The organism is Kineococcus terrestris, assembly GCF_041020755.1.
Taxonomy (GTDB): Bacteria; Actinomycetota; Actinomycetes; order Actinomycetales; family Kineococcaceae; genus Kineococcus; species Kineococcus terrestris.
Window position 1 is genome coordinate 1 of the sequence record NZ_JBEUEI010000007.1, and the last position, 24,396, is coordinate 24,396.

General features: G+C 77.5%; 21 protein-coding genes. 5 read left to right on the forward strand and 16 right to left on the reverse strand.

Annotated features, from left to right (window positions below; genetic code table 11):
- Positions 1 to 51 precede the first annotated feature (51 nt).
- Complete coding sequence (locus AB8M62_RS06095) at positions 52 to 1,476, forward strand: MFS transporter (protein ID WP_369069016.1); 1,425 nt, start codon at positions 52 to 54, stop codon at positions 1,474 to 1,476.
- 168 nt (positions 1,477 to 1,644) lie between these two features.
- Positions 1,645 to 1,992 (forward strand): RNA polymerase-binding protein RbpA, encoded by a 348-nt coding sequence (locus AB8M62_RS06100; RefSeq protein WP_369052102.1) that lies wholly within the window; start codon positions 1,645 to 1,647, stop codon positions 1,990 to 1,992.
- Positions 1,993 to 2,113: 121 nt separating this feature from the next.
- Here the strand turns inward: AB8M62_RS06100 and AB8M62_RS06105 are convergent, their stop codons facing one another.
- The 4 genes from AB8M62_RS06105 to AB8M62_RS06120 all read right to left on the reverse strand — a co-directional run bounded on the left by AB8M62_RS06105 (position 2,114) and on the right by AB8M62_RS06120 (position 7,943).
- Positions 2,114 to 2,761, reverse strand: coding sequence for an FxsA family protein (locus AB8M62_RS06105; RefSeq protein WP_369068963.1), 648 nt, complete (start codon positions 2,759 to 2,761; stop codon positions 2,114 to 2,116).
- Positions 2,762 to 2,930: 169 nt separating this feature from the next.
- Positions 2,931 to 4,586: an apolipoprotein N-acyltransferase gene (lnt, locus tag AB8M62_RS06110; RefSeq protein ID WP_369068964.1), complete on the reverse strand. Its 1,656-nt coding sequence runs from the start codon at positions 4,584 to 4,586 to the stop codon at positions 2,931 to 2,933.
- A gap of 513 nt (positions 4,587 to 5,099) precedes the next feature.
- Positions 5,100 to 6,878, reverse strand: coding sequence for an amidohydrolase (locus tag AB8M62_RS06115; RefSeq protein WP_369068965.1), 1,779 nt, complete (start codon positions 6,876 to 6,878; stop codon positions 5,100 to 5,102).
- A gap of 144 nt (positions 6,879 to 7,022) precedes the next feature.
- The gene (locus AB8M62_RS06120) at positions 7,023 to 7,943 is read right to left on the reverse strand and encodes an SCO4651 family lipoprotein (protein WP_369068966.1); all 921 of its coding nucleotides are present in this window, start codon (positions 7,941 to 7,943) and stop codon (positions 7,023 to 7,025) included.
- A gap of 185 nt (positions 7,944 to 8,128) precedes the next feature.
- On the opposite strand from AB8M62_RS06120, the gene AB8M62_RS06125 reads away from it, so the two are divergent.
- On the forward strand, positions 8,129 to 9,085 hold the full coding sequence (locus tag AB8M62_RS06125; protein ID WP_369068967.1) for a 5'-3' exonuclease: 957 nt from the start codon (positions 8,129 to 8,131) through the stop codon (positions 9,083 to 9,085).
- A gap of 37 nt (positions 9,086 to 9,122) precedes the next feature.
- On the opposite strand, the gene AB8M62_RS06130 is transcribed toward AB8M62_RS06125, so the two are convergent.
- The 7 genes from AB8M62_RS06130 to AB8M62_RS06160 form a co-directional block, all read right to left on the reverse strand.
- Positions 9,123 to 11,963: a DEAD/DEAH box helicase gene (locus tag AB8M62_RS06130; RefSeq protein WP_369052108.1), complete on the reverse strand. Its 2,841-nt coding sequence runs from the start codon at positions 11,961 to 11,963 to the stop codon at positions 9,123 to 9,125.
- Between the two features lie 71 nt (positions 11,964 to 12,034).
- Entirely contained in the window at positions 12,035 to 13,039 is a 1,005-nt protein-coding gene (locus tag AB8M62_RS06135; RefSeq protein WP_369068968.1) for a diacylglycerol/lipid kinase family protein, read from the reverse strand.
- A gap of 5 nt (positions 13,040 to 13,044) precedes the next feature.
- A complete protein-coding gene (gene tatC / locus AB8M62_RS06140; protein ID WP_369068969.1) occupies positions 13,045 to 13,863 on the reverse strand; it encodes a twin-arginine translocase subunit TatC in 819 nt (272 codons plus the stop codon).
- A 21-nt stretch (positions 13,864 to 13,884) separates the two neighbouring features.
- On the reverse strand, positions 13,885 to 14,184 hold the full coding sequence (gene tatA, locus AB8M62_RS06145) for a Sec-independent protein translocase subunit TatA (protein WP_369052111.1): 300 nt from the start codon (positions 14,182 to 14,184) through the stop codon (positions 13,885 to 13,887).
- A 273-nt stretch (positions 14,185 to 14,457) separates the two neighbouring features.
- The gene (locus AB8M62_RS06150) at positions 14,458 to 14,796 is read right to left on the reverse strand and encodes a hypothetical protein (RefSeq protein WP_369052112.1); all 339 of its coding nucleotides are present in this window, start codon (positions 14,794 to 14,796) and stop codon (positions 14,458 to 14,460) included.
- A gap of 134 nt (positions 14,797 to 14,930) precedes the next feature.
- Positions 14,931 to 15,980: a helix-turn-helix transcriptional regulator gene (locus AB8M62_RS06155; protein WP_369068970.1), complete on the reverse strand. Its 1,050-nt coding sequence runs from the start codon at positions 15,978 to 15,980 to the stop codon at positions 14,931 to 14,933.
- Positions 15,977 to 17,170 (reverse strand): helix-turn-helix transcriptional regulator, encoded by a 1,194-nt coding sequence (locus AB8M62_RS06160; RefSeq protein ID WP_369068971.1) that lies wholly within the window; start codon positions 17,168 to 17,170, stop codon positions 15,977 to 15,979. Before AB8M62_RS06160 ends, AB8M62_RS06155 begins: the two co-directional genes overlap by 4 nt.
- Before the next feature lie 203 nt (positions 17,171 to 17,373).
- Between AB8M62_RS06160 and AB8M62_RS06165 the strand changes: the two genes are divergently transcribed.
- Together AB8M62_RS06165 and AB8M62_RS06170 are read left to right on the forward strand one after the other, a co-directional pair.
- Positions 17,374 to 18,564, forward strand: coding sequence for an acyltransferase family protein (locus tag AB8M62_RS06165; RefSeq protein WP_369052115.1), 1,191 nt, complete (start codon positions 17,374 to 17,376; stop codon positions 18,562 to 18,564).
- Positions 18,485 to 19,528 carry a DUF3866 family protein gene (locus AB8M62_RS06170; RefSeq protein ID WP_373694870.1) on the forward strand — a complete coding sequence of 348 codons (1,044 nt, stop codon included), beginning with the start codon at positions 18,485 to 18,487 and terminating at the stop codon, positions 19,526 to 19,528. Before AB8M62_RS06165 ends, AB8M62_RS06170 begins: the two co-directional genes overlap by 80 nt.
- A gap of 63 nt (positions 19,529 to 19,591) precedes the next feature.
- Here AB8M62_RS06170 and AB8M62_RS06175 read toward each other — a convergent pair whose 3' ends face one another.
- The 5 genes from AB8M62_RS06175 to prcB form a co-directional block, all read right to left on the reverse strand.
- Entirely contained in the window at positions 19,592 to 19,969 is a 378-nt protein-coding gene (locus tag AB8M62_RS06175; protein ID WP_369052117.1) for an FKBP-type peptidyl-prolyl cis-trans isomerase, read from the reverse strand.
- Positions 19,970 to 20,044: 75 nt separating this feature from the next.
- Positions 20,045 to 21,028, reverse strand: a complete 984-nt coding sequence (locus AB8M62_RS06180) for an FKBP-type peptidyl-prolyl cis-trans isomerase (RefSeq protein WP_369052118.1) — start codon at positions 21,026 to 21,028, stop codon at positions 20,045 to 20,047.
- A gap of 93 nt (positions 21,029 to 21,121) precedes the next feature.
- Positions 21,122 to 22,483, reverse strand: a complete 1,362-nt coding sequence (pafA, locus tag AB8M62_RS06185; RefSeq protein ID WP_369052119.1) for a Pup--protein ligase — start codon at positions 22,481 to 22,483, stop codon at positions 21,122 to 21,124.
- 110 nt (positions 22,484 to 22,593) lie between these two features.
- Positions 22,594 to 23,379: a proteasome subunit alpha gene (gene prcA / locus AB8M62_RS06190; protein ID WP_369052120.1), complete on the reverse strand. Its 786-nt coding sequence runs from the start codon at positions 23,377 to 23,379 to the stop codon at positions 22,594 to 22,596.
- Positions 23,376 to 24,335: a proteasome subunit beta gene (prcB, locus tag AB8M62_RS06195; RefSeq protein ID WP_369052121.1), complete on the reverse strand. Its 960-nt coding sequence runs from the start codon at positions 24,333 to 24,335 to the stop codon at positions 23,376 to 23,378. Before prcB ends, prcA begins: the two co-directional genes overlap by 4 nt.
- Positions 24,336 to 24,396 lie beyond the last annotated feature (61 nt).

Here is a 24,396-nt window from a genome sequence, read left to right on the forward strand (position 1 = left end):
CGGGGCGGGCGGGGCGGGCGGGGCGGGCGGGGCGGGCGCGGGGACGACCCGCTGCGGCGCGAGCGGCGCGCCTGGTACGTGTACGACTGGGCCAACTCCGGCTACGTGACGACCACGCAGACGGTGCTGTTCGCCCCGTACCTGACGGTGGTGGCGCGCCGGGCGGCGTGCCCGTCGTTGCCGGACGGGCAGGTGTGCCGGCAGACGCTGTCGGTGCTGGGGCTGCCGGTGGCGCCCGGCTCGCTGGCCCTGTACGCGATCACGGTGGCGACGCTGCTGTCGGCGCTGGTGCTGCCGCTGGTGGGGGCGCTGGCCGACCGGGTGCGCCGCCCGGCGCGGCTGCTGGGCGCCTTCGCGTGGACGGGGGCGGCGGCCGCGAGCGCGATGGTGGCGCTGGGCGGGGACCGCTGGTGGCTGGGGATCCTGCTGGTGCTGGTGGCCACCGTCAGCCTGGTGTGCTCGCTGGTGGTCTACGACGCGCTGCTGTGCGAGGTGTCCCCGCCCGAGCGGCGGGACGCGACGTCCTCGCGCGGGTGGGCGCTGGGCTACCTGGGCGGGTTCCTGCTGCTGGCGCTGAACCTGGCGCTGGTGTCGAACCCGCAGCTGCTCCGGGTGGGCGAGGAGGGCGCGGTGCGCCTGTCGCTGCTGTCGGCGGGCCTGTGGTGGGCGCTGTTCACGCTGGTGCCGGTGCTGGGCCTGCGCCGGATGGTGCGGGCGCGGGCACCGGACGCGGTGGTGGCCGGCACCGCCCTGGACGCGCGGGCGGGTGCGGCGCCCGCGGTGGTGGCGGTGGTGGTCGCGCCCGTGCGGCAGCTGGTGAGCACGTTGCGGGGGCTGCGCCGCTACCCGCAGGTGTGGCGCTTCCTGCTGGCGTACCTGGTGTTCAACGACGGCATCCAGACGGTCATCGCCGCGGCCAGCGTGTACGGGCAGGAGGAGCTGGGCTTCTCCTCCGCGCAGCTGATCACCACGGTGCTGCTGGTGCAGGGGGTGGCGTTCGCGGGGGCGCTGGTCTTCGGGGCGGTGGCCGCGCGCACGGGCGCGCAGCGGGCGGTGCTGGGCGGTCTGGTGCTGTGGAGCGTGGTGGTGCTGCTGGCCTTCGGGGTGCCGCGCGGGGCGTTCGGCACGTGGCTGGCGCTGGCGGTGCTCATCGGGCTGGTGCTGGGCGGCACGCAGGCGCTGGCGCGCTCGCTGTACTCGCAGCTGGTGCCGGTGGGCGCGCAGGCGGAGTACTTCAGCCTCTACCAGGCCGGGGAGCGGGGCACGAGCTGGGTGGGCACGCTGCTGTTCGGGCTGGTGGCGCAGCTGAGCGGCTCCTACCGGCCCGCGCTGGTGGCGCTGCTGGCCTTCTTCGTGGTGGGGGCCCTGCTGCTGCGGCGGGTCGACGTGGCCGCCGGGACGCGCGACGCGCGGGCCGCGGCCGACGGGCCCTCCGACCCCGACGGCACGGGCAGCGCGGTCCAGCACTCCGCGTGACGCCGTGGGTGACCGTCGGTCACCCGGTGGCACCCCTGCGCACACGACCTCCACACTCCGCGGCCTCCGCTGGCGGAACAGGGGCCTGCTGCGCACCGTTGTCAAGAGCAGTCCCCCTCGTCCCGGTCTCCCGGGAGCGTCAACCGGGGGGAACGTGGGGAGGTCACCATGAGCGAACGCAACCTGCGGGGGTCCCGCCTCGGCGCGGCGAGCCTGGAGAGCGAGTCCGGCGTCGAGCTGGCCGAGCGTCAACGCGTCACCTACCAGTGCCCCAACGGCCACACCGTGGTCGTGCCCATGTCGGTCGAGGCCGAGGTCCCGCCGCTGTGGGAGTGCCGGTGCGGGGCCGAGGCCCTGCGCACCGACACCGAGGCACCGGAGAAGAAGGCCGGCAAGCCGGCGCGCACCCACTGGGACATGCTCCTGGAGCGGCGCACCATCGCCGAGCTGGAGGTGCTCCTGGACGAGCGCCTGGAGCTGCTGCGCAACCGCGAGCTGATCAAGCGCAGCGCCTGACCCGGGCCGCCCGGGACACCCGGAGCGCCCGAGGGGGCCGGTCCACCACCCGGTGGGCCGGCCCCCTCGTCGTGCGGGCGCCTCGCACGGGCGCGCGTCCCCGGACGCCGGGGCTTCGGGCTCAGCGCTCGCGCCGGGGCGGGTCGACGACCTCGCCCTCCAGCACCTCGCCCTCCAGCACCTCGCCCTCCAGCACCCGCCCGCGCAGCGCACCGGCGGGCGCACCCGCCGCCCCAGGCCCACCGGATCCCCCGGGTCCACCAGGACCCCCGCGCACGACCTGCCCGTCGACGACGACGACCGCGGAACCCTCGCGCACGGCGCGCTCGACCCGCCGCTGCACCCACGCGCTGCTGGAGCGGCGCACCAGCGCCCGCACCGGCGGCAGGAGCAGGAGCAGACCGGCCACGGTGCTCAGCGGGCCGGGCAGCACCAGCAGCGCGCCCGCCAGCCCCAGCAGCACCGCGTCGCCCACCCCGCGCTCGGCCTGCGCGGCGGGGGCCGCGCGCCCGGCCGCGGCCGCCGCGCGCACCGCCCGCACGGCCCGCCCACCGGCGCGGCGCAGCACCAGGAGCCCGGCCAGCAGCCCGCCCAGCAGGACCACCAGCACGCCCAGGCCGTCCAGGACGCGGGCCAGCTGGACCAGCAGCCACACCTCCAGCACCAGCAGCGCCAGCACCGCCACGGGCAGCACCCGCGGCCAGCGCGGGCCGCGCCCGAGGCGGGGCCCGGTCCCGGTCCCGGGCCGCGGGTGGGAGGCGGTGCTCACTGCTCGATCACTCCCGGTCAACTCCTCGTCTCACCGCCGGGCCGCTCGCCGGCACCGGCTGCCTCCTCCAACGCGCGAGCGGCGCGCGGGGATCCCGCCGGGCGCCCGCGAGCGCCCGCGAGCGCCCGCGAGCGCCCGGAGCCGAAGCCGGCGGGCGGGGCGGGAGCGCTCAGGCGGGCACGGGGCTGTCGGCGGCCGCGCGCGCCGGCGGGGTGGCACCCCCGCGGCGCGAGCGCCCGCGGGCACCGGGGCGGGCGGTCAGCCACAGCAGCACGCCCAGGCCGCTGAGGGCGAGCTCGGGGGCGGCGCCGAGGCGGGTGGCGAGCGTGGTGCTGGAGCGCAGCACCACGTCGTCCTGCAGGACGGCGGCGGTGAACAGCTCGGTGCGCTGGTGGACGGCGCCGTCGGGCGTGATGAGCGCGCTGACGCCGACGGTGGACACGTGCACGACGGCGCGCCCGCTCTCCACGGCCCGCAGCCGGGACATGGCCAGCTGCTGCACGGCTTCGTCGGAGAAGCCGAAGGTGGCGTTGTTGGTCTGCACCACCAGCAGCTGGGCGCCGGCGCGCACGGAGTCGCGCACGAGGTCGTCGAAGGCGACCTCGAAGCAGATGACGTCGCCGACGGGGACGCCGCCGACGTCGACCAGGCCGACGCCCTGCCCGTGGACGAAGTTGCCCGCGAGGTCGACCTTGTCGCTGAAGAGGCGGAAGAAGGAGCGGTGCGGCATCCACTCGGCGAACGGCGCGGGGCGCTGCTTGACGTAGCGGCGCCCGGCCTCGTCGGTGGCCGCGTCCAGGCCCTCGCCGGGCACGACGACCAGGCCGGTGTTGGAGGTCTGCTCCCCCGGCCCGCGCAGGACGGCGCCGACGAGGACGGGGGCGCCGACGGCGTCGGCGGCCTGCTCGATGACGCGGCGGGCGTCGTCGTTGGCGTAGGGGTCGATGTCGCTGGAGTTCTCCGGCCACAGCACCATGTCCGGCCGCTGGGCGGCGCCCTCGTCCACGGCGCGGGCCAGGGCGCGGGTGGCGCCGGCGTGGTTGTCCAGCACCGCGCGCCGCTCGGCGTTGAACTCCAGCCCGGCCTGCGGCACGTTGCCCTGCACCGCGGCGACCCGGCGGGTGCCCTCCTCGGCGGCGGTGGGCCGCGGCACCAGCGCCCCGGCGGCGGTCACGGCGAGCGCCAGGACCAGCGCGAGGGCCGCCGGGCGGGCGCGGGGCACGGGGCGGGGGCTGCCGGCGGGGGCGGGGTGGCGCAGCAGGGCCAGGACGGCGGCGGCCAGCAGGGCGCCGGCGGCGGCGACGGCGGCGGTGACCAGGGGGCTGCCGCCCAGGGCGGCCAGGCCCAGGGTGGGCGCGTCGGTCTGGGAGAACGCCAGGCGCCCCCAGGGGAAGCCGCCCCACGGCACGCGGGCGCGGGCGGCCTCCACGGCCACCCAGGCGGCGGTGACGGCCAGGGGGCCCAGGTGCAGGCGGGCGCGCTGCAGGCGGGGCAGGAGGGCGCCCAGGGCGGCGTAGAAGGCGGCGCAGGCGGTCGCCAGGGCCGCCCACGGCAGGACGCCGACGTAGGTGCCGCTCCAGGCCAGGTGCGGCACGAGGAAGGCCCACCCGAACAGCAGGCCCAGCAGGGCGCCGCGGCGGGCGCGGGCGCCGTGGGTGGCCACGGTCAGGGCCGCCACCCCCAGCGGGGCGGCCCACCACAGCCCGGCGCCGCCGGCCAGAGAGGGCAGCGCGCCGGGGAAGGCGCTCCAGACGGCCAGGCCCCCCGCGACGGCGAGCGGCCCGGCGGCGGGCAGCGGCAGCGGGGCGGGCGGGACGGGACGCACCAGCGCAGCGTACGTGCCGCCGTGCGGGCCCGTGGCCCGGGCGCGGGTGGGCGGGAGGGCGGCTCGGGGTTCGACCGCGGGAGCGCAGGGACGAGCGCGGCAGCGCGCGGTGCGGGTTGCAGGTCGGGTCCGACACGCCCCTCGGTCCGTCGCACACCCCGGTGGCTCCGAGGTGCACGTCGTTGTCTAAAGGACGTGCGGACCCGACCTCGCCCACACCCGGCCGGTGACCCCGCCCGGCGTCGCAGGTGGTGCGGCTGCGACGCCGCTGGCGGGACCGGAGGGCTCGGCCGGTCTCGTCGTTCGTGGACCGGCTGCGAAACTACTCCGCCCCCCGGCGCTGTCAACCGGCCCCTGACCTGCGCTTTCGCGCGTCGTCGCTGGTCAGCGGGGGGTCGGGGACGGGTGCATCCGTGCCCCGCGGACACCGTTCCCGGCGTGTCGCGCGGCGTGTCGGGCTCTAGAAGAGGGTCGACAGCCGGTCACCGGGCGGTCACCCGCAGGTGAGAGAACTCACCCGTGCGGGGCCGCGGGGGAGCCGTCGGCGCCCAGCGCGTCGTGCACGAGCACCCCGTCCACGGCGGTGCGCAGGCACACCGGCAGCGGCGCCCCGGGCGCCAGGTCGGGCAGGCCCGGGGTGCCCGAGCGGGGGTCGGTGCTCCAGGTGGACACGCGCCGGTCGGGGGCCTGCACGACGAGGTCACCGGTCCGCCACACCGCGTAGGTGGCCGGGGCGCCGGGGCGCAGCACCCCGCCCTCGCCCGCCCCGCCGCCGGCGCGCGCCAGGCCGGCCAGGCGGTGCCCGCCGCGGGTGGCGGCCAGGAACGCCGCGCGCACCGAGATTCCGTGCCCGCCGGTGCGGTGCAGGGCCGCGGCGCGCACCCCGGCCCAGCCGTCCAGGGGGGTGACCGGGCTGTCCGAGCCCAGCGCCAGCGGCACCCCCGCGGCGGCCAGGGCGGCGAAGGGGTGCAGCCCGGCGGCGCGGGCCGGGCCCAGCCGGCGCGCGTAGGTGCCCTGCGGCCCGCCCCAGACGGCGTCGAAGGCCGGCTGGACGCTGGCGCCCACGCCCAGGCGGGCCAGCACCGCGGTGTGGCCGGTGTCGGCGGCCACCGCGTGCTCCACCCGGTGCCCGCACGAGGCCACCGCCGGCGCGCCCAGGTCGGCGGCCACCTCCTCCAGCGCCGCGCACAGCACGTCCAGGGCGGCGTCGCCGATGGCGTGGAACGCCGCGCTCACCCGGGCGCGGGTGCAGGCGTGCAGGTGGTCGCGCACCTGCGCCGCGCTCAGGCGCAGAGTCCCGCGCACCCCGGGGGCGTCGGCGTAGTCGGCGCGGAAGGCGGCCGTGCGCGAGCCGATGGCCCCGTCCACGCTCAGGTCCCCGCCGAGGCCGCCGACGTCCACGCCCTCGGCGCGCAGGGCGGCAACCGCGGCGGCCGCGGCGTCCGGGTCGGCCACCAGCTGCGCCGACCAGCCCACCACGCGCGGCAGGGCCTCGCGGCCGGCGGCGCGCTCGTCGGCGGTGCCCGGCCCGGCGAGCGCCGCCAGGGCGGCCAGGTCGCCCGCGGGGGCGAACTCGGGCCCGGACATCTCGTGCACGGTGCCGGTGCCGGCGGCGGCCGCGGCGCGCAGGGCGGCCCGGCGCGCGTCGGCGGCCGCCGCGGCCGGCAGCGCCGCCCAGCGGGCCCGCAGGGCCGCGGCGTGCTCACCCAGGCGCACCAGCGCCTCCTCGCGGGCGGGCAGGCCCGCGGCGGCCGCCAGCGCCGGGGAGACCAGCCCGGAGTGCCCGTCCACGCGCGAGAGCTGCACCGGGGCGCCGTCGGCGGCCCGCTCCAGCTGCGCGCGCGTCGGCAGCCGCGCCTGCTCCCCCCGCTCCCCCCGCTCCCCCCGCTCCCCCCGCTCCCCCTGAGGCCCGGTGTCCCAGGCCGAGTCGTCCCAGCCGAAGCCGGTGACCAGCGCGCCGGCCCCGTAGCGGGCGCGCTGGCGGCGCGCGTGGGCGGCCACCGCGTCCAGCAGCGCGGCGGGACCGCTGGTGCCGCTCAGGTCCAGGCCGGTGCGCTGCAGGCCCGTCTCGGTGGTGTGCACGTGGGCGTCGACGAACGCCGGGACGACCAGGGCCCCGTCCAGGTCGACGACCTCGTCGCCCCCGCGGGTCCAGGCGGGCGCGGCCTCGTCCGGACCGACCCAGGCGATCGTCGAACCCTCCACGAGCATCGCCGTGGCGAAGGGGTCGGCGGGGCTGTAGACCGCGCCGCCGCGGTACAGGCGGCGGGCGGGCGCGGGCGCGTCGGGCACGAGCGCACCCTAGGCGGCGGGCACCGGCGCGCACCCGGGCACCCGGGCACCCGTCGCCGCACGGCCGCCCGCCCCGCACCCCGTCCCCGCCCGCTCGTGGTGCTGCTGGTGCTGCTGCTGGAGGTGCTGGTGGTGCTGCCGCGGTCAGGCGCCCGCGGGGGCCCCGGCCGGCGCCTCGGCACCCGCGCCCGGGAAGCCGGGGGCGTCCACGACGCTGCCCGCCTCCGGCGCCTCGACCTCCACGTCGCTGCCCCAGTCCCAGAAGTCCATCGTCACGCTGGAGCTGACGCCCTGGACGTCGACCTCCTGCACGATGCGCGCCGGGCGGTCCTGCTCGTCCACGTACAGGGTGAACGGGATCGCGGTCAGGCCCGACTCGGTCAGCGCCTGGCGCGCCTCCTCGGTCTGCTGCTCCGGCGGCAGCGCCTCGAACGCCGCCTGCGGGTCGATCGTGCCGCTGTAGCCGCGGGTCTGGACCCCGCGCACCTCCACGCCCGGCACCTCGGTGACGTCGTCGGCCACGGCGCGCAGCTGCTGCAGCTGCGCGGAGGGGTCGACCGCGCCGGTGTCCAGGCCGGCGCCGCCCAGGGCGTCCAGCGGCAGGCGCACCCACTGGCCCTCACCGGTCAGCGGCGCGCCGCTGAGGTAGGCGACCTCGTCCACGAGGCGCAGCTCGACGGTGCTGCCGGCCGCGCCGGTCATCGCCGGCAGCGTCAGCGACATCTGCACGGCGCCGTCCTCGGCGTCGAAGGACCCCTCGCCGGAGACGTCGAAGGTCTGCTCCTGCCCGCCGGTGGCCTCGCCCGTGGCGGTCGTCGTCGTGCTCAGCGCGAAGCGGGCGCTGCCGGCCTCCTGGCCCTGCTGCGCGCTCGCCCGCACCACCTCGAACGCGGTGCGCTCGGTGGCGGCGCTGGAGGTCGCCGACGGGGCGCTGGTGCCCCCGCCGTCCTGCGCCGAGCAGGCGCCCAGGCCGAGGGACAGCGCGGCCACCCCGGCGATCGTGAAGGTCGCCAGCCGGCGGCGCGGGCGGCGGCTGGTGCTCGTGGTCGGTCCCTGGGTCTGCACTGCTGGTCCCCTCCGTCGGTGTGCCGTCAGCGGGCGTGGTCCCTGACGTCCACCCTCACAGCCTGCGCCACCCCCCGCGCGGTGAGGTCCCCCGAACGGTGGGGAGGTGGTGCGAAGATCGGTCCTGTGTCGTGTCCGGTGCGCAGTCGCACGTCGTGCCCGCCCTCCCCCGGGCGGGTGCCGCGGTGAGCGCGGCGCCCGGCCCGCCCGGAGGCGCGCCCGTGCTGCTGCTGGACGCGGCCTCGCTGTACTACCGCGCCTTCCACGGCGTCCCGAGCTCCCTGACCGCCCCGGACGGGACCCCCGTCAACGCCGTGCGCGGCTTCCTGGACGCCGTCGCCCTGCTCGTGGACGTCCACCGGCCGGCGCGGCTGGTGGCCTGCTGGGACGAGGACTGGCGCCCGGCGTTCCGGGTGGCGGCCCTGCCCTCCTACAAGGCGCACCGGGTGGGCGCCGACGGCGCCGAGGACACCCCGCCGCAGCTCGTGCCGCAGGTCGACGTCATCGTGCGGGTGCTGGCCGCGCTCGGGCTGGCGCGCGCCGGGGCCGCCGGGCACGAGGCCGACGACGTGGCCGCGACCCTGGCCGCGCGCGCCGTGGCCGCCGGCGGGCGCGGGCCGGTGCTGGTGGTCACCGGCGACCGGGACCTGTTCCAGCTCGTCGACGACCGCGCCGGGGTCGGCGTCCTGTACGTCGGCAAGGGGGTGCGCCGCGCCGAGCGGGTCGACGAGGCGTGGCTGCGGGAGCGCTACGGGGTGGACGGGCGCGGGTACGCCGACCTGGCCGCGCTGCGCGGGGACCCCTCCGACGGGCTGCCGGGCGTGGCGGGAATCGGGCAGAAGACCGCCGCGGCGCTGCTGGCGCGGTTCGGGGACCTGGCCGGGGTGCGCGCGGCCGCCGCCGACCCGTCCAGCGACCTGCCGGCCGGGCAGCGGCGCCGGCTGCTGGAGGCCGCCGCGTACCTGGACGCCGCACCCGTGGTGGTGCGCACGGTGCGCGGGGCGCCCGTGCCCGAGGTGGACGGGGCCCTGCCCGCGGCGCCGGCCGACCCCGGCGCCCTGGCGGAGCTGACGGAGCGCTGGGGCCTGGGCGGCAGCGTGCAGCGGGTGCTGGCCGCGCTGGAGCGCGCCCGCACCCCCTGAGGCGCCCCCTGAGGCACCCCCTGAGGCACCGCCCGGCTCAGGTCAGCGAGGTGTGCGCCACGACGCCGCGGTGCACCGCCTCCACGGCCTCGCGGGCGGCGCGGCGCACCTGCGGGTCGTCCGCCGCGGCGCGCACCTGGTCCAGCAGGTCCGTCAGCTGCTTGCAGCGGCGCACGAAGTCCCCGGCGGCCAGGTCGGCGTCGCGCAGCACCGCGTCCAGGCGGTCGCCGGAGGCCCAGCGGTGCACCGCCCAGGCGATCCCGGCGTCCGGTTCGCGGGTCTGCGGCACGCGGTGGGCGTCCTCGCGGTCGGTCAGGTCGCTCCACAGCCGCACGGTGGCCGCCACGGCCGCCTCGGCGCGGTGCGGCACCCGCTCGGCGCGCCCGGCTTCCTCGCGGCGCGACTCGTGCACGAGGGTGGACACGGCCGCGGCCAGGTCCGCCGGCCCCAGCCCCGCCCACGCCCCGTGCCGCAGGCACTGGGCCACCAGCAGGTCCGTCTCGGCGTTGATGCCGCGCAGGACCCGCCCGGCGTCGCTGACGCGCGTGCCGTCGGCGTCCAGGTAGCCCAGCTCGGCCAGCAGGTCGCACACCCGGTCGAAGGTGCGGGCGATGGTGCCGGTGCGCCCCTCCACCGAGCGGGCCAGGGCCTCGGTGTCGCGGCGCAGCTTCTCCTCGCGCACCGCCCAGCGGGCGTGCTCCTCGCGCTCGGCGCACCCGTGGCACGGGTGCGCGCGCAGCCGCTCGCGCAGCTGGACCAGCTGCGGGTCCTCCTCGGCCGGGCCGCCGGTGCGCCGGCGCGGCACGTCCCCGCCGCCGGTCTCGGCCAGCTTGTTGCGCAGCGTGGAGGCCAGGTCGCGGCGCGCCTGGGGGCTGCGGTGGTTGAAGTCGCGGGGCACCCGCACCGTGGCGATCGGCTCGACCGCGCCGGGGAAGTCGTGCGCGGAGACGGTGCGCACCTGCCGGTCCTGGGTCAGCAGCCGCGGCGAGGGCGGGTCGAAGCCCTTGCCCTCCACCAGGTCCAGGACGACGCCGAACGCGGCCCGGCGGGGGCTGGGCAGGCGCACCACGTCCCCGGTGCGCAGCTTCTCGATCGAGCGCGCGGCCTCGGCGCGCCGCTGGGCGGCGCCCACCCGCGACAGCTCCTTCTCCCGCTGCCCCAGCTGCTGGCGCAGGGCGAAGTACTCGCCGAAGTCGCCCAGGTGGCACGTCATCGAGCGCCGGTAGCCCTCCAGCGCCTCCTGCTGCACGCGGATGCGCTGGGCCTGCCCGACGACGGCGCGGTCGGCCTGGAACTGCGCGAAGGAGGTCTCCAGGATGTCGCGGGCCTGCCCCCGGCCGACCTGCTCGACGAGGTTGACGGCCATGTTGTAGGTGGGCCGGAAGCTCGAGCGCAGCGGGAAGGTGCGCCGCGAGGCCAGCCCGGCGACCTGCTCGGGGTCGGTGCCCTGCCCCCACAGCACGACGGCGTGGCCCTCCACGTCGATGCCGCGCCGGCCGGCGCGCCCGGTCAGCTGGGTGTACTCCCCCGGCGTGACGTCGACGTGGGTCTGCCCGTTCCACTTCACCAGCCGCTCCAGGACCACCGAGCGGGCCGGCATGTTCACCCCCAGCGCCAGGGTCTCGGTGGCGAAGACCGCCTTGACCAGCCCGGCGGCGAACAGGTGCTCCACCGTCTCCTTGAACACCGGCAGCATCCCGGCGTGGTGGGCGGCCAGACCGCGCTCCAGGCCGTCCAGCCACTCCCAGTAGCCCAGCACGGCCAGGTCGGAGGAGGGGATGTCCGCGCAGCGCTCCTCGGCCAGCGCCCGCACCCGCCGCCCCTCCTCCGGGGTGGTCAGGCGCAGCCCCCACGCCACGCACTGGGCCACGGCCGCGTCGCAGCCGGCGCGGCTGAAGATGAAGGTGATGGCCGGCAGCAGGCCGCCGGCGTCCAGGACCTCCAGCACCTGCGCGCGGCTGGCCGGGCGCGGCACCGCCCGCCCCGAGGGGCCGGCCAGCCCGCCCGGGCGCGCGCCCTGGCGCGAGGCGGTGCGCGAGGTGCTGCGGGGCGCCGGCGCGCCGCGGCGGCGCCCGCGGCCGGGCGCACCGGCCAGCCGGTCCACCCGCAGCTGCTGGCGGGACATCGCCACCAGCTCGGGGTTGACCACCGCCCCGGGCACCAGGGAGCCCTCATCGCCCTCCAGCGGGTCGCCGGCCGGGTCGGTGAACAGGTCGTACAGGCGGGTGCCGACCATCAGGTGCTGCCACAGCGGCACCGGGCGGTGCTCGGAGACGACGACCTCGGTGTCCCCGCGCACGGTGCCCAGCCACGCGCCGAACTCCTCGGCGTTGCTGACGGTCGCCGACAGCGAGGCCAGCAGCACCTCGCGGGGCAGGTGGATGATCACCTCCTCCCACACGGCGCCGCGGAAGCGGTCGGCGAGGTAGTGCACCTCGTCCATGACGACGTAGCCCAGGCCGTCCAGCAGCGGGGAGCCGGCGTAGAGCATGTTGCGCAGCACCTCGGTGGTCATGACGACCACGGGGGCCTCGCCGTTGACGGAGTTGTCCCCGGTCAGCAGGCCCACCGCGCCGGGACCGTGCCGCTCGACCAGCTCGGCGTACTTCTGGTTGCTCAGCGCCTTGATGGGGGTGGTGTAGAACGCCTTGCGGCCCGTGCGCAGCGCCAGGTGGACGGCGAACTCGCCCACCACGGTCTTGCCCGCGCCCGTCGGGGCGGCCACCAGCACCCCGCGCCCGGCCTCCAGCGCCCGGCAGGCCTGCACCTGGAAGGGGTCCAGGTCGAAGCCGACGGTGGCCGTGAAGGCCGCCAGCTCGGTGCGGGACTCCTCGGTGCGGCGGCGCGCCGCCGCGTAGCGTTCGGCAGGGCTCGCCATGCCGTGACAGTACGTCAGAGCACCCACCCCCGCGCAGGCGACGCCCGCGCCACGGACGTCCGCCGTGGTCCTCAGCCCAGCACGCGCAGCGCCCCCGGGTGCGCGGTGCACGTCAGCGGCAGCGGCAGCGCCGCCTCCCCGTCGGCGTGCGGGTGCGGGACGCTCGCGCCCGGCAGCGGCGCCAGGTGCACGCGGCGGGCGCGGTGCACGTGCACGGCCGGGTGGCGCAGGTGCCGGCCCGAGCGCAGCAGCGGGAAGACCGTCAGGGCCGCGAGCGGGCTCAGCGCGTCGATCACCACGACGTCCAGCAGCCCGTCGGCGGGGTCGGCGTGCGGGGCCATCAGCAGCCCCCCGCCGTAGCAGCGGGTGTTGGCCACGGCCACCAGCAGCGTCGGCCGCTCCAGCACCCGCACCCCGTCCCCGGGCTCACCGGGCACGCCCTCGAGGACGATCCGCAGCCCCACCGGCCGCACCACGGCCAGCTCGCGCAGCGCGGCCAGCGTGTAGCGCGAGGGCCCGGTCGGCCAGCGCCAGCGGTTGGCGCGGGCGTTGACGCGCGCGTCCACGCCGGCGCCCAGGATGCTGGCGAACCAGCGACCGGACCGGGGACCGCCGGGGGCACCGGCGGGGTCAGCGGGCTCGCCAGGGGAGACGTGCACGGCGTCCACGGCGCGGGCACGCCCGCCCGCCAGGGCCTCCGAGAGGCGCTCCACGGCCCGCACCGGCTGGCGCAGGGGCACGCCCAGGCCGCGGGCCAGGTCGTTGCCCGTGCCGGCGGGCACCACGCCCAGGGCGGTCCGGGTGCCGGCGACGGCCTGCACCGCGGCGTGCACGAGCCCGTCCCCGCCGACGACCACGACGGCGGCCAGGTCCGGCGCGCGCCGGGCCAGCCGCTCGCGGGCCTCGGCGACGTCGCGGCCGGACAGGTCCTCCACGTCGTGGCCCAGGCGCCGCAGGGCCGCCAGCGCGCGGCGGCCGGCCTCGCGGCCGGCGCCGCGCCCGGCGGTCGGGTTGACCAGCAGCCCCACCGGTCCTGCGCGCAGGGGCTGCCCGCCGTCCGGCCGGTGCGGGTCCACGGGGCTCAGAGGGGGCTGGCCTCGTCGTCGGACAGGCGCTCCAGCTCCGGCGCGCCGTCGCGGCGACGGCGCCGCTTGTCGTTCAGGACGCAAATGGTCGTGGCCACCGCGAACAGGAAGATCATCGGCATCGCCATGACGATCATCGTCAGGGCGTCCGGGGTCGGCGTGAAGACCGCCGAGAAGAGGAAGCAGAGGAAGACGGTGATGCGCCACTGCTTCAGCACCGCCCCGCCGGACAGCAGACCGGCGAAGTTCAGCGCCACCAGCACGACCGGCACGAGGAACGCGATGCCGAACGCCAGCAGCAGGCGCATCACGAACGACAGGTAGCTCGGCGCGTCGATGAAGTTGTACGCGTCGTCGGGCGTGAACTGGGTGATCAGCCCCATCGTCGTGGGCAGGATGTACCAGGCCAGCGCCATCCCGGCCAGGAACAGCGGAACCCCGGCGCTGACGAAGCCGATCGCCCACGTGCGCTCGCGCCGCGTCAGGCCGGGGGTGACGAAGGCCCACAGCTGGTAGATCCAGACGGGGCTGGACACGATCAGGCCCACCCACAGGGCGCCCTTGACCTGGATGTCCAGGGGGCTGACCGCGCCGGCGAAGTTCAGCCCGCCGCCGTCGCCGATGGAGTCGAAGGGGCTCTCCAGGGTGGGGAGCACCACGTTGGGCCACAGCCACCAGCCGGCGGCCGCGCCGACGACGATGAACAGCGCGGCCCGGAAGAGCCGCTTGCGCAGCTCCTCCAGGTGCTCGCGCAGGGGCATGCGCCCCTCGGGGTCCTTGGGCGCGCGCCCACGGCGGAACGTCGTGACAGCCACGTCAGGACCTCGCGGGACGGATCAGCGGTCGCGGACGGTCGACGTCTCGTCGTGGGACGAGCCGTTGACCCGGGACGCGTCGGTGCGCACGCCGGAGCGGGGCTCGTCGCGGACGTCGTCGATGGAGGTGCCGCGGATCGTCTTCGTCTCCTTGGCGGTGGCCTCCTCCTCGTCCTCGCGCTGCATCTCCTTGACCTCGCTCTTGAAGATGCGCAGCGAGCGACCGAGGCCGCGGGCGGCGTCGGGCAGGCGCTTGGCGCCGAACAGCAGGAGCATGACGACGACAAGCACAAGGATGTGCCAGGGCTTCAGTGCGCCCATGGTGCTCAACCTCTCGAGGGGGGACGGTGCACCGCCATGGTACGTCCCCGCCGTCCCGCCGCGGGGCAGCCGGAGGTGAACAGCGCCTGTGCGTCGCGCCACGCGCCCGGCGGGCGGGCGCGGGGCACCGGCCGGCCCGCCCCCGCCTGGACGGGGTGGGAGCGGGCGGACCGGTGGCGCGGACCGGTGGGCCGGACCGGTGGCGCGGACCGGTGGGCCGGACCGGTGGCGCGGACCGGTGGGCCGGGGCGGCGGCGAGCGCCGCCCCGCGGGTCAGCGGGCGGCGCCGGCGCCGCGGGAGGCCAGGCCGGCCAGGTCGTCGCAGGAGTCCAGCACGAGGGCGAAGTCGAGGACGTCGTCCCAGGCGATGGCGCCGCCGCGGTGCTCCTCCAGCGCCTCGGCGGGGATGACCCAGCGCTCGACGGCCACGCCGCCGGAGACCAGCAGCGCGACGACGTCCTCGCCGGCGGGCTTGCGCACCTCGTCGCGGCACTTGGGGCAGTCGAAGGCGTAGAACGAGCGGTCCTTGGCGCTGCAGACCACGAGACGCACCTGCTTGGGCGTCAGCTCGACGTCGCCGCAGCAGGGGCAGGAAGCCTTGATCGTGGTCATGTCGCGCACCTCTCGTCGTGCCGGGCGGCCGTCCTGCCGCGCGGCGATGACACTCCTTCGGCACCGACGGCCGATCCCTTGAACGGTGCTCCGGCGAGGGGTTGACAACGCCGGTCCGGACGTGCCCCGAGCCTTCAGCCGGGCCGCTCGCCGGGCTGCTCGCCGGGCTGGTGGCGGGCGTAGGCGTCCAGCGCGCGCACCGCGGCCTCGCGCACGTCCACGGCCAGCTCCGGCGGGTCCACCACGCGGGCGCCGGCGCCCAGCCGCAGCAGCAGCCGGCGCACCCAGCGGGTGTCGGCGGTGCGCAGCCGCACCCGGGAGGCGGCCTCGGACCAGGCGTCCTCACCGGGCTCGGTGACCGACTCCACCGGGTAGTAGTCGGCCACCCACGCCGCGCGGGGGGCCAGGTCGAGGGTGACCACGACGTCGTCGGGGCTGGGGCGGAACAGGTCGGCGTCCACGTCGCGCGAGGCGGCCCGCGGGGGCGGGGTGCCGTCGGCGTCCAGCACCACGGCCTCCTCGATCCGGTCCACCCGGAACAGGCGCACCCCCTCGGCGCGGTGGCACCAGCCCTCCAGGTACCAGCGGCCCTCGACGCTGACCAGGCGCATGGGGTCCACGTCGCGCTCGGTGCGCTCGTCGCGGCTGGGCACCAGGTAGCGCAGGTGCAGGCGCCGGTTCTCCCGCAGCGCCGTCTGGGCGGCGGCCAGGACCCGCGCGGCGACCTCCTGCCCGCGCGGGTCGCGGTCGTCCACGCGCACGTCCACGGCCACCGCCGAGGCGGCCGCGGCCGCGGCGCCGGCCGCCTCCCCCGCGGCGCGGCTGAGCTTGGCCAGGGCCCCGTCCAGCGCCTCCCGGTCGTGCAGGCCCGGCACCTGCGCCAGGGTGCGCAGGCCCACCAGCAGGGCGACGGCCTCGTCGACGGCCAGCCGCGAGGGCCGCGCCAGCGGGTCGGCGTTGGACAGGTACACCCGCCCGGACTCCCAGCGGGCGTCGATGAGGTCGTCGGGCAGGTGCCCGGGGGTGCCGCACACGAACAGCAGCTCCAGGTCGTGCACGAGCTGCTCGGTGCTGATGCCGAAGTGCCCGGCCGCCTCCTCCAGGGGGATGCCCTGGTGGCGCAGCAGGTAGGGGACCATCGCCAGCAGCCGCGAGAGCCGCTCGGTGGAGGCGCGCCCGGTCACGAGGCCCGCCCGACCGCGCCGGAGCGCTCGCCACCGCCGCCGGCGGCCCGCTCGCCACTCCCGGTGTCCTCGCCGGTGCGGGTGCCCTCGGCGGCGCCGCTGTCCCCGCCGGTGCCGGTGTCCCCGTCCTCGCGCAGGCCCGCGGCCCCGCGCAGGCGCCGCAGGACCGCCGCGCGCAGCTCCGGCGGGTCCAGGACGACCACGTCGGCGCCGTAGGCGGCGACCTCGTCGGCGGCCACCTCCACGTCGGCCACGTCCACGACCACCACGTCCATCCCGTCCGGGCGCCCGTCCGCGCCGCGCCCCGCCTCCTCGGTGCGCGCGGCGCGCCGGCGCAGCGCCAGCCCGGCGCCGGGGCGCACCAGCAGGCGCGCGGGGCGGGTGGTGCGCTCACCGACCCGGCCGGCCACGACCGCGCGCGGGTCCAGGTCCTCGGGCACCCGGTAGGAGCCGGGCCGGCCGATGCGCCGGGGCGCCGAGGCCACCCGGGACAGGCGGAAGACGCGCACGTCCTCGCGGTCGCGGTCGTGCCCGACGAGGTACCAGCGCCCGTGCCAGCTGACGATGGCCCACGGCTCGACGTGCCGCTGGGCCGGCTCGGCGCCGGCCCGGCGGTAGGTGAAGCTGACCGGCGCGCGGTCGCGGGTGGCCGCGTACAGGGCGTCGAAGGCCGGCTCGCTGGTGCGCACGCGCGGCTCCACCCCCACCAGGGAGCTGTCGTCCGGCTCCACGCCCAGGCTGCGCAGCTTGACCAGCGCCCGGGTGGCCGGGCCGGCCAGGCTGGCCTGCTGCCACACGCGGCTGGCCAGCGACAGGACCGCCAGCTCACCGGGGGTGAAGACGATGTCCGGCAGGGCGAAGGCGTCGCGGTCGATGCGGTAGCCGGCCTCGTCGCCGAACAGCGGGTCCTCCCCGCCGGTCTCCAGCGGCACCCCCAGCTCGCGCAGGTCCTCCTTGTCCCGCTCGAACATCCGCTCGAAGGCCAGCGTCGTGGCGCAGTCGGCGTACTGCGGGACGGCCTGGCGGATCTGCTCCTTGGTCAGCCAGCGGCGGGTGGCCGACAGGGCGATGACGAGGTTGAGCAGGCGCTCGGTGCGCCGCGCGCCGCGGGCGCTCTCCAGCTGGGCGGCGGGGCTCCCCGTCCCGCCCGCGGCCCTGCCGCCGGGGTCCCTGCTGCTCGCGCGCGCCACGGTCCCGGGACGCTACCCCAGCCGCGGCCCGCGCGCGGGTCGTCGCGGCACGCTGCGTCGCGCGGTCGTCGCACCCGGGTGCGGCGCGGTCGCGGGCGTCGCGCCGCTGCGCGGCGGGCCGGTCCGGCGGGTAACGTCGTGCGGTCAGCCCGCCGCGCGGCCCAGCGCGGCCAGCCCGATCCGACGACCGGAGGCGTCCCGCCGTGCCGTCCGCCGCCCGCGCCCCCTTCCTGGACGTCGCCCGGGGGCTGGCGATCGCGCTGGTGGTCCTGCACCACTCGGTGATCTTCCTGGACGCCGGGGCCCTGCTGGACGTGCGCTGGCGGGTGGTCAATGACGAGCTGGTCGTGCTGCGCATGCCGCTGTTCTTCGCGGTCTCGGGGGCGCTGGCCGCCTCGGCGGCGCGGCGCTCGTGGCGCTGGCTGGCCCGGCACCGGCTGGTGCTGCTGGTGTGGCTGTTCGTCACGTGGTCGCTGCTGCGCTTCGCGTGGTTCAGCGTGGTGCCGCAGACGCTGAACGCGGCCGAGACGGCCACGCTGCGCCCGCTGCTGCTGTCGCCGCTGCTGCCGGTGACGGGCCTGTGGTACCTGTACGCCCTGGCGCTGTTCACGGTGCTGGCGCGCGCGGCGGGGCGGGCCGCGCCGCTGCTGCTGGTGCCGGCCGCGGCGGTGTCGTTGGCGGCCACGGTGCCCGGGTGGATCGCGCCGAACTACGCGTGGACGCAGATGTCGCGCTGCTTCGTGTTCTTCCTGCTGGGCTGGTGCCTGCGCCGGGTGCTGCTCGAGCGGTTCGGGCGCCTGCCGGGGCCGGCGGCGTGGGCGCTGGTGGCGACCGCGGTGGCCGGTCTGGTGGTGCACGGGAGCACCGACGGGCGCTCCCCCTGGCTGCGGCTGGCGGTCAGCCTGGCGGCCATCGGCGGGGGGCTGGCCGCGGCGCTGCTGCTGAGCCGGGCGGCGCCGGCGCGCCCCGTGGCGGCCGGGCTGGGCTGGCTGGGCCGGCGCACCCTGCCGGTGTTCCTGGTGCACGAGCTGGTGGTGGGGCTGCTCACCGCGCTGGCCCTCGCCGCCGGCGCGGGCCGGCACCCGGCGTGGCCGCCGCTGTGGGCGGCGGTGGCGCTGACGACGGCGCTGCTGGTGCACCGGCTGGCGCGCCGGGCCGGGCTGGGGGTGCTGTACGACTCCCCGCACCCGCCGCCGCGACGGCCGGCGAGCGGCCCGGCGCAGGGTCCCGCGGGTGCCGCGGCGGCGGGCCTAGGCTCGCCGGGTGCTGCGCTGGCGGGAGGGGACGGTCGTCGCGACGGACCGGTCGTGGGCGGTGGGCCCGGGCCGGGGGGCGCTGGAGTGCCGGGTGCTCCTGGCGGACGGGACGACGGCGCGCGCGCTGGCCTTCGCTGACCTGGTCGGCGTTCCCGAGCCGGGGCAGCGGGTGCTGCTGAACACCTCCGCGCTGGCGCGGGGGCTGGGCACGGGCGGGTACGCGCTGGTGGTCGCGCTGCCCGACGCGCTGCCCGCGGACCCGCCGCCGGGCCCCGGGCACCTGGTCAAGGCCCGCTACACGCCGCTGCAGGCGATGGTGCTGGGCGTGGACGAGCAGGAGTCGCCGCACCACGCGCTGCTGGCCGAGGCCGACGACCTGCACGGCACGCCCGTGGTGGTGGCCGATCTGCACTCGGCGCTGCCGGCGGTGGTGGCCGGGGTGCGCGAGCGGGCGCCGGGCGCGCGGGTGGCGTACGTGATGACCGACGGGGGCGCGCTGCCGGTGGCGTTCAGCCGCACCGTGGCGGGGCTGCGCGAGGCCGGCTGGCTGGCGGCGTGCGTGACGACGGGTCAGGCCTTCGGCGGGGACCTGGAGGCGGCGACCGTGCACACCGGGTTGCTGGCCGCGCACCTGGTGGTGGGCGCCGACGTCGTGGTGGTGGCGCAGGGGCCGGGGAACCTGGGCACCGGCTCGCGCTGGGGGTTCTCGGGGGTGGCGGCCGGGGAGGCGCTGAACGCGGCGGCGCTGCTGCGCGGGCGGGCGGTGGCGGCGCTGCGCGTGTCGCAGGCCGACCCGCGCGAGCGGCACCGCGGCGTCTCGCACCACTCGGTGACGGCGGTGGGGCGGGTGGCGCTGCTGCCGGCCGACGTGGTCGTGGCGGCCGAGGAGGGAGCGTTCGCCGAGGGGGTGCGGGAGCGGGCGCGGGCGCTGTGCGGGGACCGGCACCGGCTGGTGGAGGTGGACGCGGCGGGGCTGGACGCGGCGCTGGCCGCGTGCCCGGTGCCGCTGTCGACGATGGGGCGCGGGCCGCAGCAGGACCGGGCCTCGTTCGTGGCCGCCGCGGCGGCCGGGCGGCACGCCGCGGACCTGCTGGGACGCTGAGACCCCGGCGCCCGCGCGGGGCACCGGGGTCCCAGGGGATCCCAGCCGGGTGTCAGCCGGGTGTCAGCTGACGCCGACGAGGTCGACGACGAAGATCAGGGTCTCGCCGCCCTTGATGGCCGCGCCGGCGCCGCGGTCGCCGTAGCCCAGGTGCGGCGGGATGACGATCTTGCGGCGGCCGCCGACGCGCATGCCGACGATGCCCTGGTCCCAGCCCTTGATGACCATGCCGGCGCCCAGCGGGAAGTCCAGGGGCTGGCCGCGGTTCCAGGAGGCGTCGAACTCCTCGCCGGTGCTGAAGGCGACGCCGACGTAGTGGGCGCTGACCGTGCGGCCGGGCACGGCCTCCTCGCCGTCGCCGACGACCTCGTCGGTGATCTCCAGCTCGGTGGGCGGCTCGCCGCCGGGGAAGTCGATCTCGGGCTTGGTGCGGTCGGTCACGTCGCTCCCTGGGTCGGGGGTGGCTCCGGTGGTCGCCGGAGGGTCGTCGCGGGACCGGTCGGCCGGTCCCGCCGGTCAGTAGGCGTCGAGGATGTCCACGACGAAGACGAGGGGCCCGGCCGGCTGGCCGCCGGTGGGCTCGTCGCCGTAGGCCTGCGCGGCGGGGATGACGAGCAGGACGCGGCTGCCGACGTCCTGCCCGACCAGCCCGACGTCCCAGCCCTCGATGAGGCCGCCGACGCCGATCTGGGTCTGGAAGGGCTGGCGCTCCCAAGAGCTCTCGAAGACCTGCCCGTCCTCCAGGCGCGCGCCCACGTACTGCATGGTGACGTTCTGCCCGGACTCCACGGCCGGCCCGGCGCCCTGGATCAGCGGCTGCGCCAGGGTCTGCTCGGGCGCCTGGTAGCCCTCGGGCACCTCGACCCCGGTGGGACGGTCCTGCTCGTCGTAGGTGACGGTGGGCAGGCCCGCCGGCGGGGTGACCGCCTCGCCCTGCGCGGTCTCGGCGATGACCCGCACGACGTCGGCGACCAGCACCATCGTGGTGTCGGCGTCCACGCCCTCGCCGAACTGGGTGGCGGCCTCCCCGAAGCCGTCCGCGGGGGCGATGGCGATGGCCAGGCGGTCGCCGACGTGGGCGCCGACCAGGCCGCGGGCGATGCCGCGGGTGACCTGCGGCAGCGGGAAGCGGGCGTCGGTGGCGCCGAAGCTGGTGTCCAGCTCCCGGCCGGTGGACCCGGCGTACAGGGTGTAGGCGAACTGCACGGTGTCGTCGGCCTCGACCTCGGCGCCGTCGCCGGCGGTGACGACCTTGCGGGTCGTCTCCTCCACCTCCAGCGGGGTGGTCACCTGCACCTCCGGCTTGGCGCCGGGCTCACCGGTGACGGTGACGGGCAGGGCGTCGTCCACGGCGGCCGGCTCGATGACCGCCGCCTCGGCGGTCGCGGAGGCGCTCTGCTCGGCGGGGTCGGGGGTGTCCGGCTCCGAGGCGCACGCGCTCAGGGTCAGCGCGAGGGCCGCGATCGCGGCGGCGGGCAGGGCGGCGGTACGGCGACGCACGGGGGTCCTCACGGGTCGGGGCACGGGTCGGGGGTCGAGCCGGGCTTGCCGCAGCACCCTAACCGCCGGCACCTGGGACGACGCTGGGAGCCGTCACATGCTGTCGATGAGACGCTCCACCCGGTCGTCCACGGCCTTGAAGGGGTCCTTGCACAGCACGGTGCGCTGGGCCTGGTCGTTGAGCTTCAGGTGCACCCAGTCGACGGTGAAGTCGCGGCGCTTGTCCTGCGCGGCGCGCACGAAGTCCCCGCGCAGCTTGGCGCGGGTGGTCTGCGGCGGCACGCTCAGCGCCTCGAACACCTCGATGTCGGCGCACACCCGCTCGGCCATGCCGCGCGCGGCCAGCAGGTAGTGCAGGCCCCGGCCGCGGTGGATGTCGTGGTAGGCCAGGTCCAGGCGGGCGATGCGCGGGGACGTCAGGGGCATGCCGTGCTTGGCCATGTAGCGGTCCAGCAGCTTCTTCTTGATGACCCAGTCGACCTCGCGGTCCACCAGGCCCAGGTCGCCGGTGGCCACCGCGCGCAGCGCCCGCTCCCACAGGTCCAGCACCCGCTTGACGGTCGGGGTCTGCAGGCCGCGGGACTCCACGAACTCCTTGGCCTTGTCCAGGTACTCCTCCTGGATCTGCAGGGCGCTGGCCTCGCGGCCGTTGGCCAGGCGCACCGGGCGCCGGCCGGTGGGGTCGTGGGAGATCTCGCGGATGGCCCGGATGGGGTTCTCCATCGTCATCTCGCGCAGCGCCACACCCTCCTCGACCATCCGCAGCACCAGGTCGGTCGCGCCGACCTTGAGCATGGTGGTCGTCTCGGACATGTTCGAGTCACCGACGATGACGTGCAGGCGCCGGTAGCGCTCGGCGTCGGCGTGCGGCTCGTCGCGGGTGTTGATGATGGGACGGCTGCGGGTGGTGGCGCTGGAGACGCCCTCCCAGATGTGGTCGGCGCGCTGCGAGAGCGAGTACACGGCCCCGCGCGGGGTCTGCACGACCTTGCCGGCCCCGCAGATCAGCTGCCGGCTGACCAGGAACGGGATGAGGACGTCGGACAGCTTGCCGAACTCCCCGTGCCGGGAGACCAGGTAGTTCTCGTGGCAGCCGTAGGAGTTGCCCGCGGAGTCGGTGTTGTTCTTGAAGAGGAAGACCTCCCCGGCCACCCCCTCCTCCTCCAGGCGCCGCTCGGCGTCGGTGAGCAGGCCCTCCAGCGTGCGCTCGCCCGCGCGGTCGTGGACGACGAGCTGGCGCACGTCGTCGCACTCGGGGGTGGCGTACTCGGGGTGGGAGCCGACGTCCAGGTACAGGCGGGCGCCGTTCTTGAGGAAGACGTTGCTGGAGCGTCCCCAGGAGACGACCTTGCGGAACAGGTAGCGGGCCACCTCGTCCGGGGACAGCTTGCGCTGGCCCTCGAAGGCGCAGGTGACGCCGAACTCGGTCTCGAGCCCGAAGATCCGGCGGTCCATCTGCCCACCATAGGCACATCCGGGGCGCGCGGCGCTGCTGAACGCGCGCACCGGCCCGATCGGGTCACCGGTGGGTCGCCGTGGGGCGGGCCACCGGTGACCGGCCGGTGTCAGCCGGCGGGCTGCGCGGGCGTGTCCGGCCCGGCCGGTGCGCCCGGCCCCGCCGGCGCGTCCGGCGCGCCGGCGCCCGCCTCGCCCAGCAGCCGCGCCAGCACCGGGCCGCCCAGGCGGCGGAAGGTGCGGCGGGCGCGGGCGCGGTCCAGGACGGCGACCTCCAGCTGGTCGGGCGCGATGCGGCGCGGGCCGCGCCCGGCGGCCTCGGCCTGCGCGTCGCTGCCCAGCGCGTCCACGGCCGTGCGCAGCGCCTCCTCCAGGCTCATCCCCGCCCGCCAGCGCTCGCCCAGGCGCGCGGAGATCTGCTCGGCCGAGCCGCCCATCGCCACGTACCCGTGCTCGTCGGCCACCGACCCGTCGTAGGTCAGCCGGTACACCTGGTCCTGCTCGGGGGTGCGGCCCACCTCGGCCACGACCAGCTCCACCTCGTACGGCTTGGGGCCGGTGGTGAACACGGTGCCCAGCGTCTGCGCGTAGGCGTTGGCCAGGCCGCGGGCGGTGACGTCGCCGCGGTCGTAGGAGTAGCCGCGCAGGTCCGCGTACCGCACCCCGGCCACCCGCAGGTTCTCGAACTCGTTGTACTTGCCGACCGCGGCGAACGCGACGCGGTCGTAGATCTCGGAGATCTTGTGCAGCGCCCGGGAGGCGTTCTCGGAGGCGAAGACGATGCCGCCCTCGTAGGCCAGGACGACGACGGCCCGCCCGCGCGCGATGCCCTTGCGCGCGTAGTCCGCCTTGTCCTTCATCAGCTGCTCGGGCGAGACGTAGAACGGCACGCTCATCGCTGCACCCCCTGCCCCTCGGTCCCGGTACCCGCGCCGGTGCCGGTGCCGCCGGTGCCACCGGTGCCGCCGGCGAGCGCCGGCGCCCCGCCCGGGTTGCCGGTGCGCCCGGCGACCACGCCCTCGACCACGGCGGACAGCTCCTCCTGCTCCAGGCGCCGGTACCCCTCGGCGCTGACCACGGCGACCACCGGCCAGGTGCGGCGCACCAGGTCCGGCCCGCCCGTGGCCGAGTCGTCGTCGGCCGCGTCCCAGAGGGCCTCCACGGCCACCCGCACCGCCTCGGCCGACGACAGCCCCGGGCGGAACAGCTTCTTCAGCGCGCCGCGGGCGAACACCGAGCCGGAGCCGACCGCGTGGTGGTCGACCTCCTCGTAGCGGCCGCCGGTGACGTCGTAGCTGACGATGCGCCCGCGGCGGGCGTCCAGGTCGTAGCCGGCGAACAGCGGCACGACGGCCAGCCCCTGCATCGCCAGGCCCAGGTTGCCGCGGATCATCGCCGACAGGCGGTTGGCCTTGCCCTCGAAGGACATCAGGGCGCCCTCGAGCTTCTCGTAGTGCTCCAGCTCCACCTGGAACAGGCGCACCATCTCCAGCGCCAGCCCGGCGGTGCCGGCGATGCCGACCGCGGAGTGGTCGTCGGCGGGGAAGACCTTCTCGATGTCGCGCTGGGCGATGACGTTGCCCGCGGTGGCGCGCCGGTCCCCGGCCACCACCACCCCGTCGGCGGTGACGAGGGCGACGATCGTCGTCGCGTGCGGGGGCTGGCCGGCCCCCGGTCCCCCGCCCGGCACCGCGCCCGGGCCGGCGAGCGGGACGGCGCCCGGCAGCCGGCGCGCGCCGGGCAGCACCTCGGGGGCGTGCTCGCGCACGAAGTCGGTGAAGGAGGACGAACCCGGCACCAGGAAGGCCGCCGGGAGGCGCCCGCTGGGGTCTGCACCCGATCGATGGTCCACGTTTCGACCCTACCCGCCGGGCCCGCGCCCGCCCGGTCGGGAGCGGGACGCGGGACCCGGG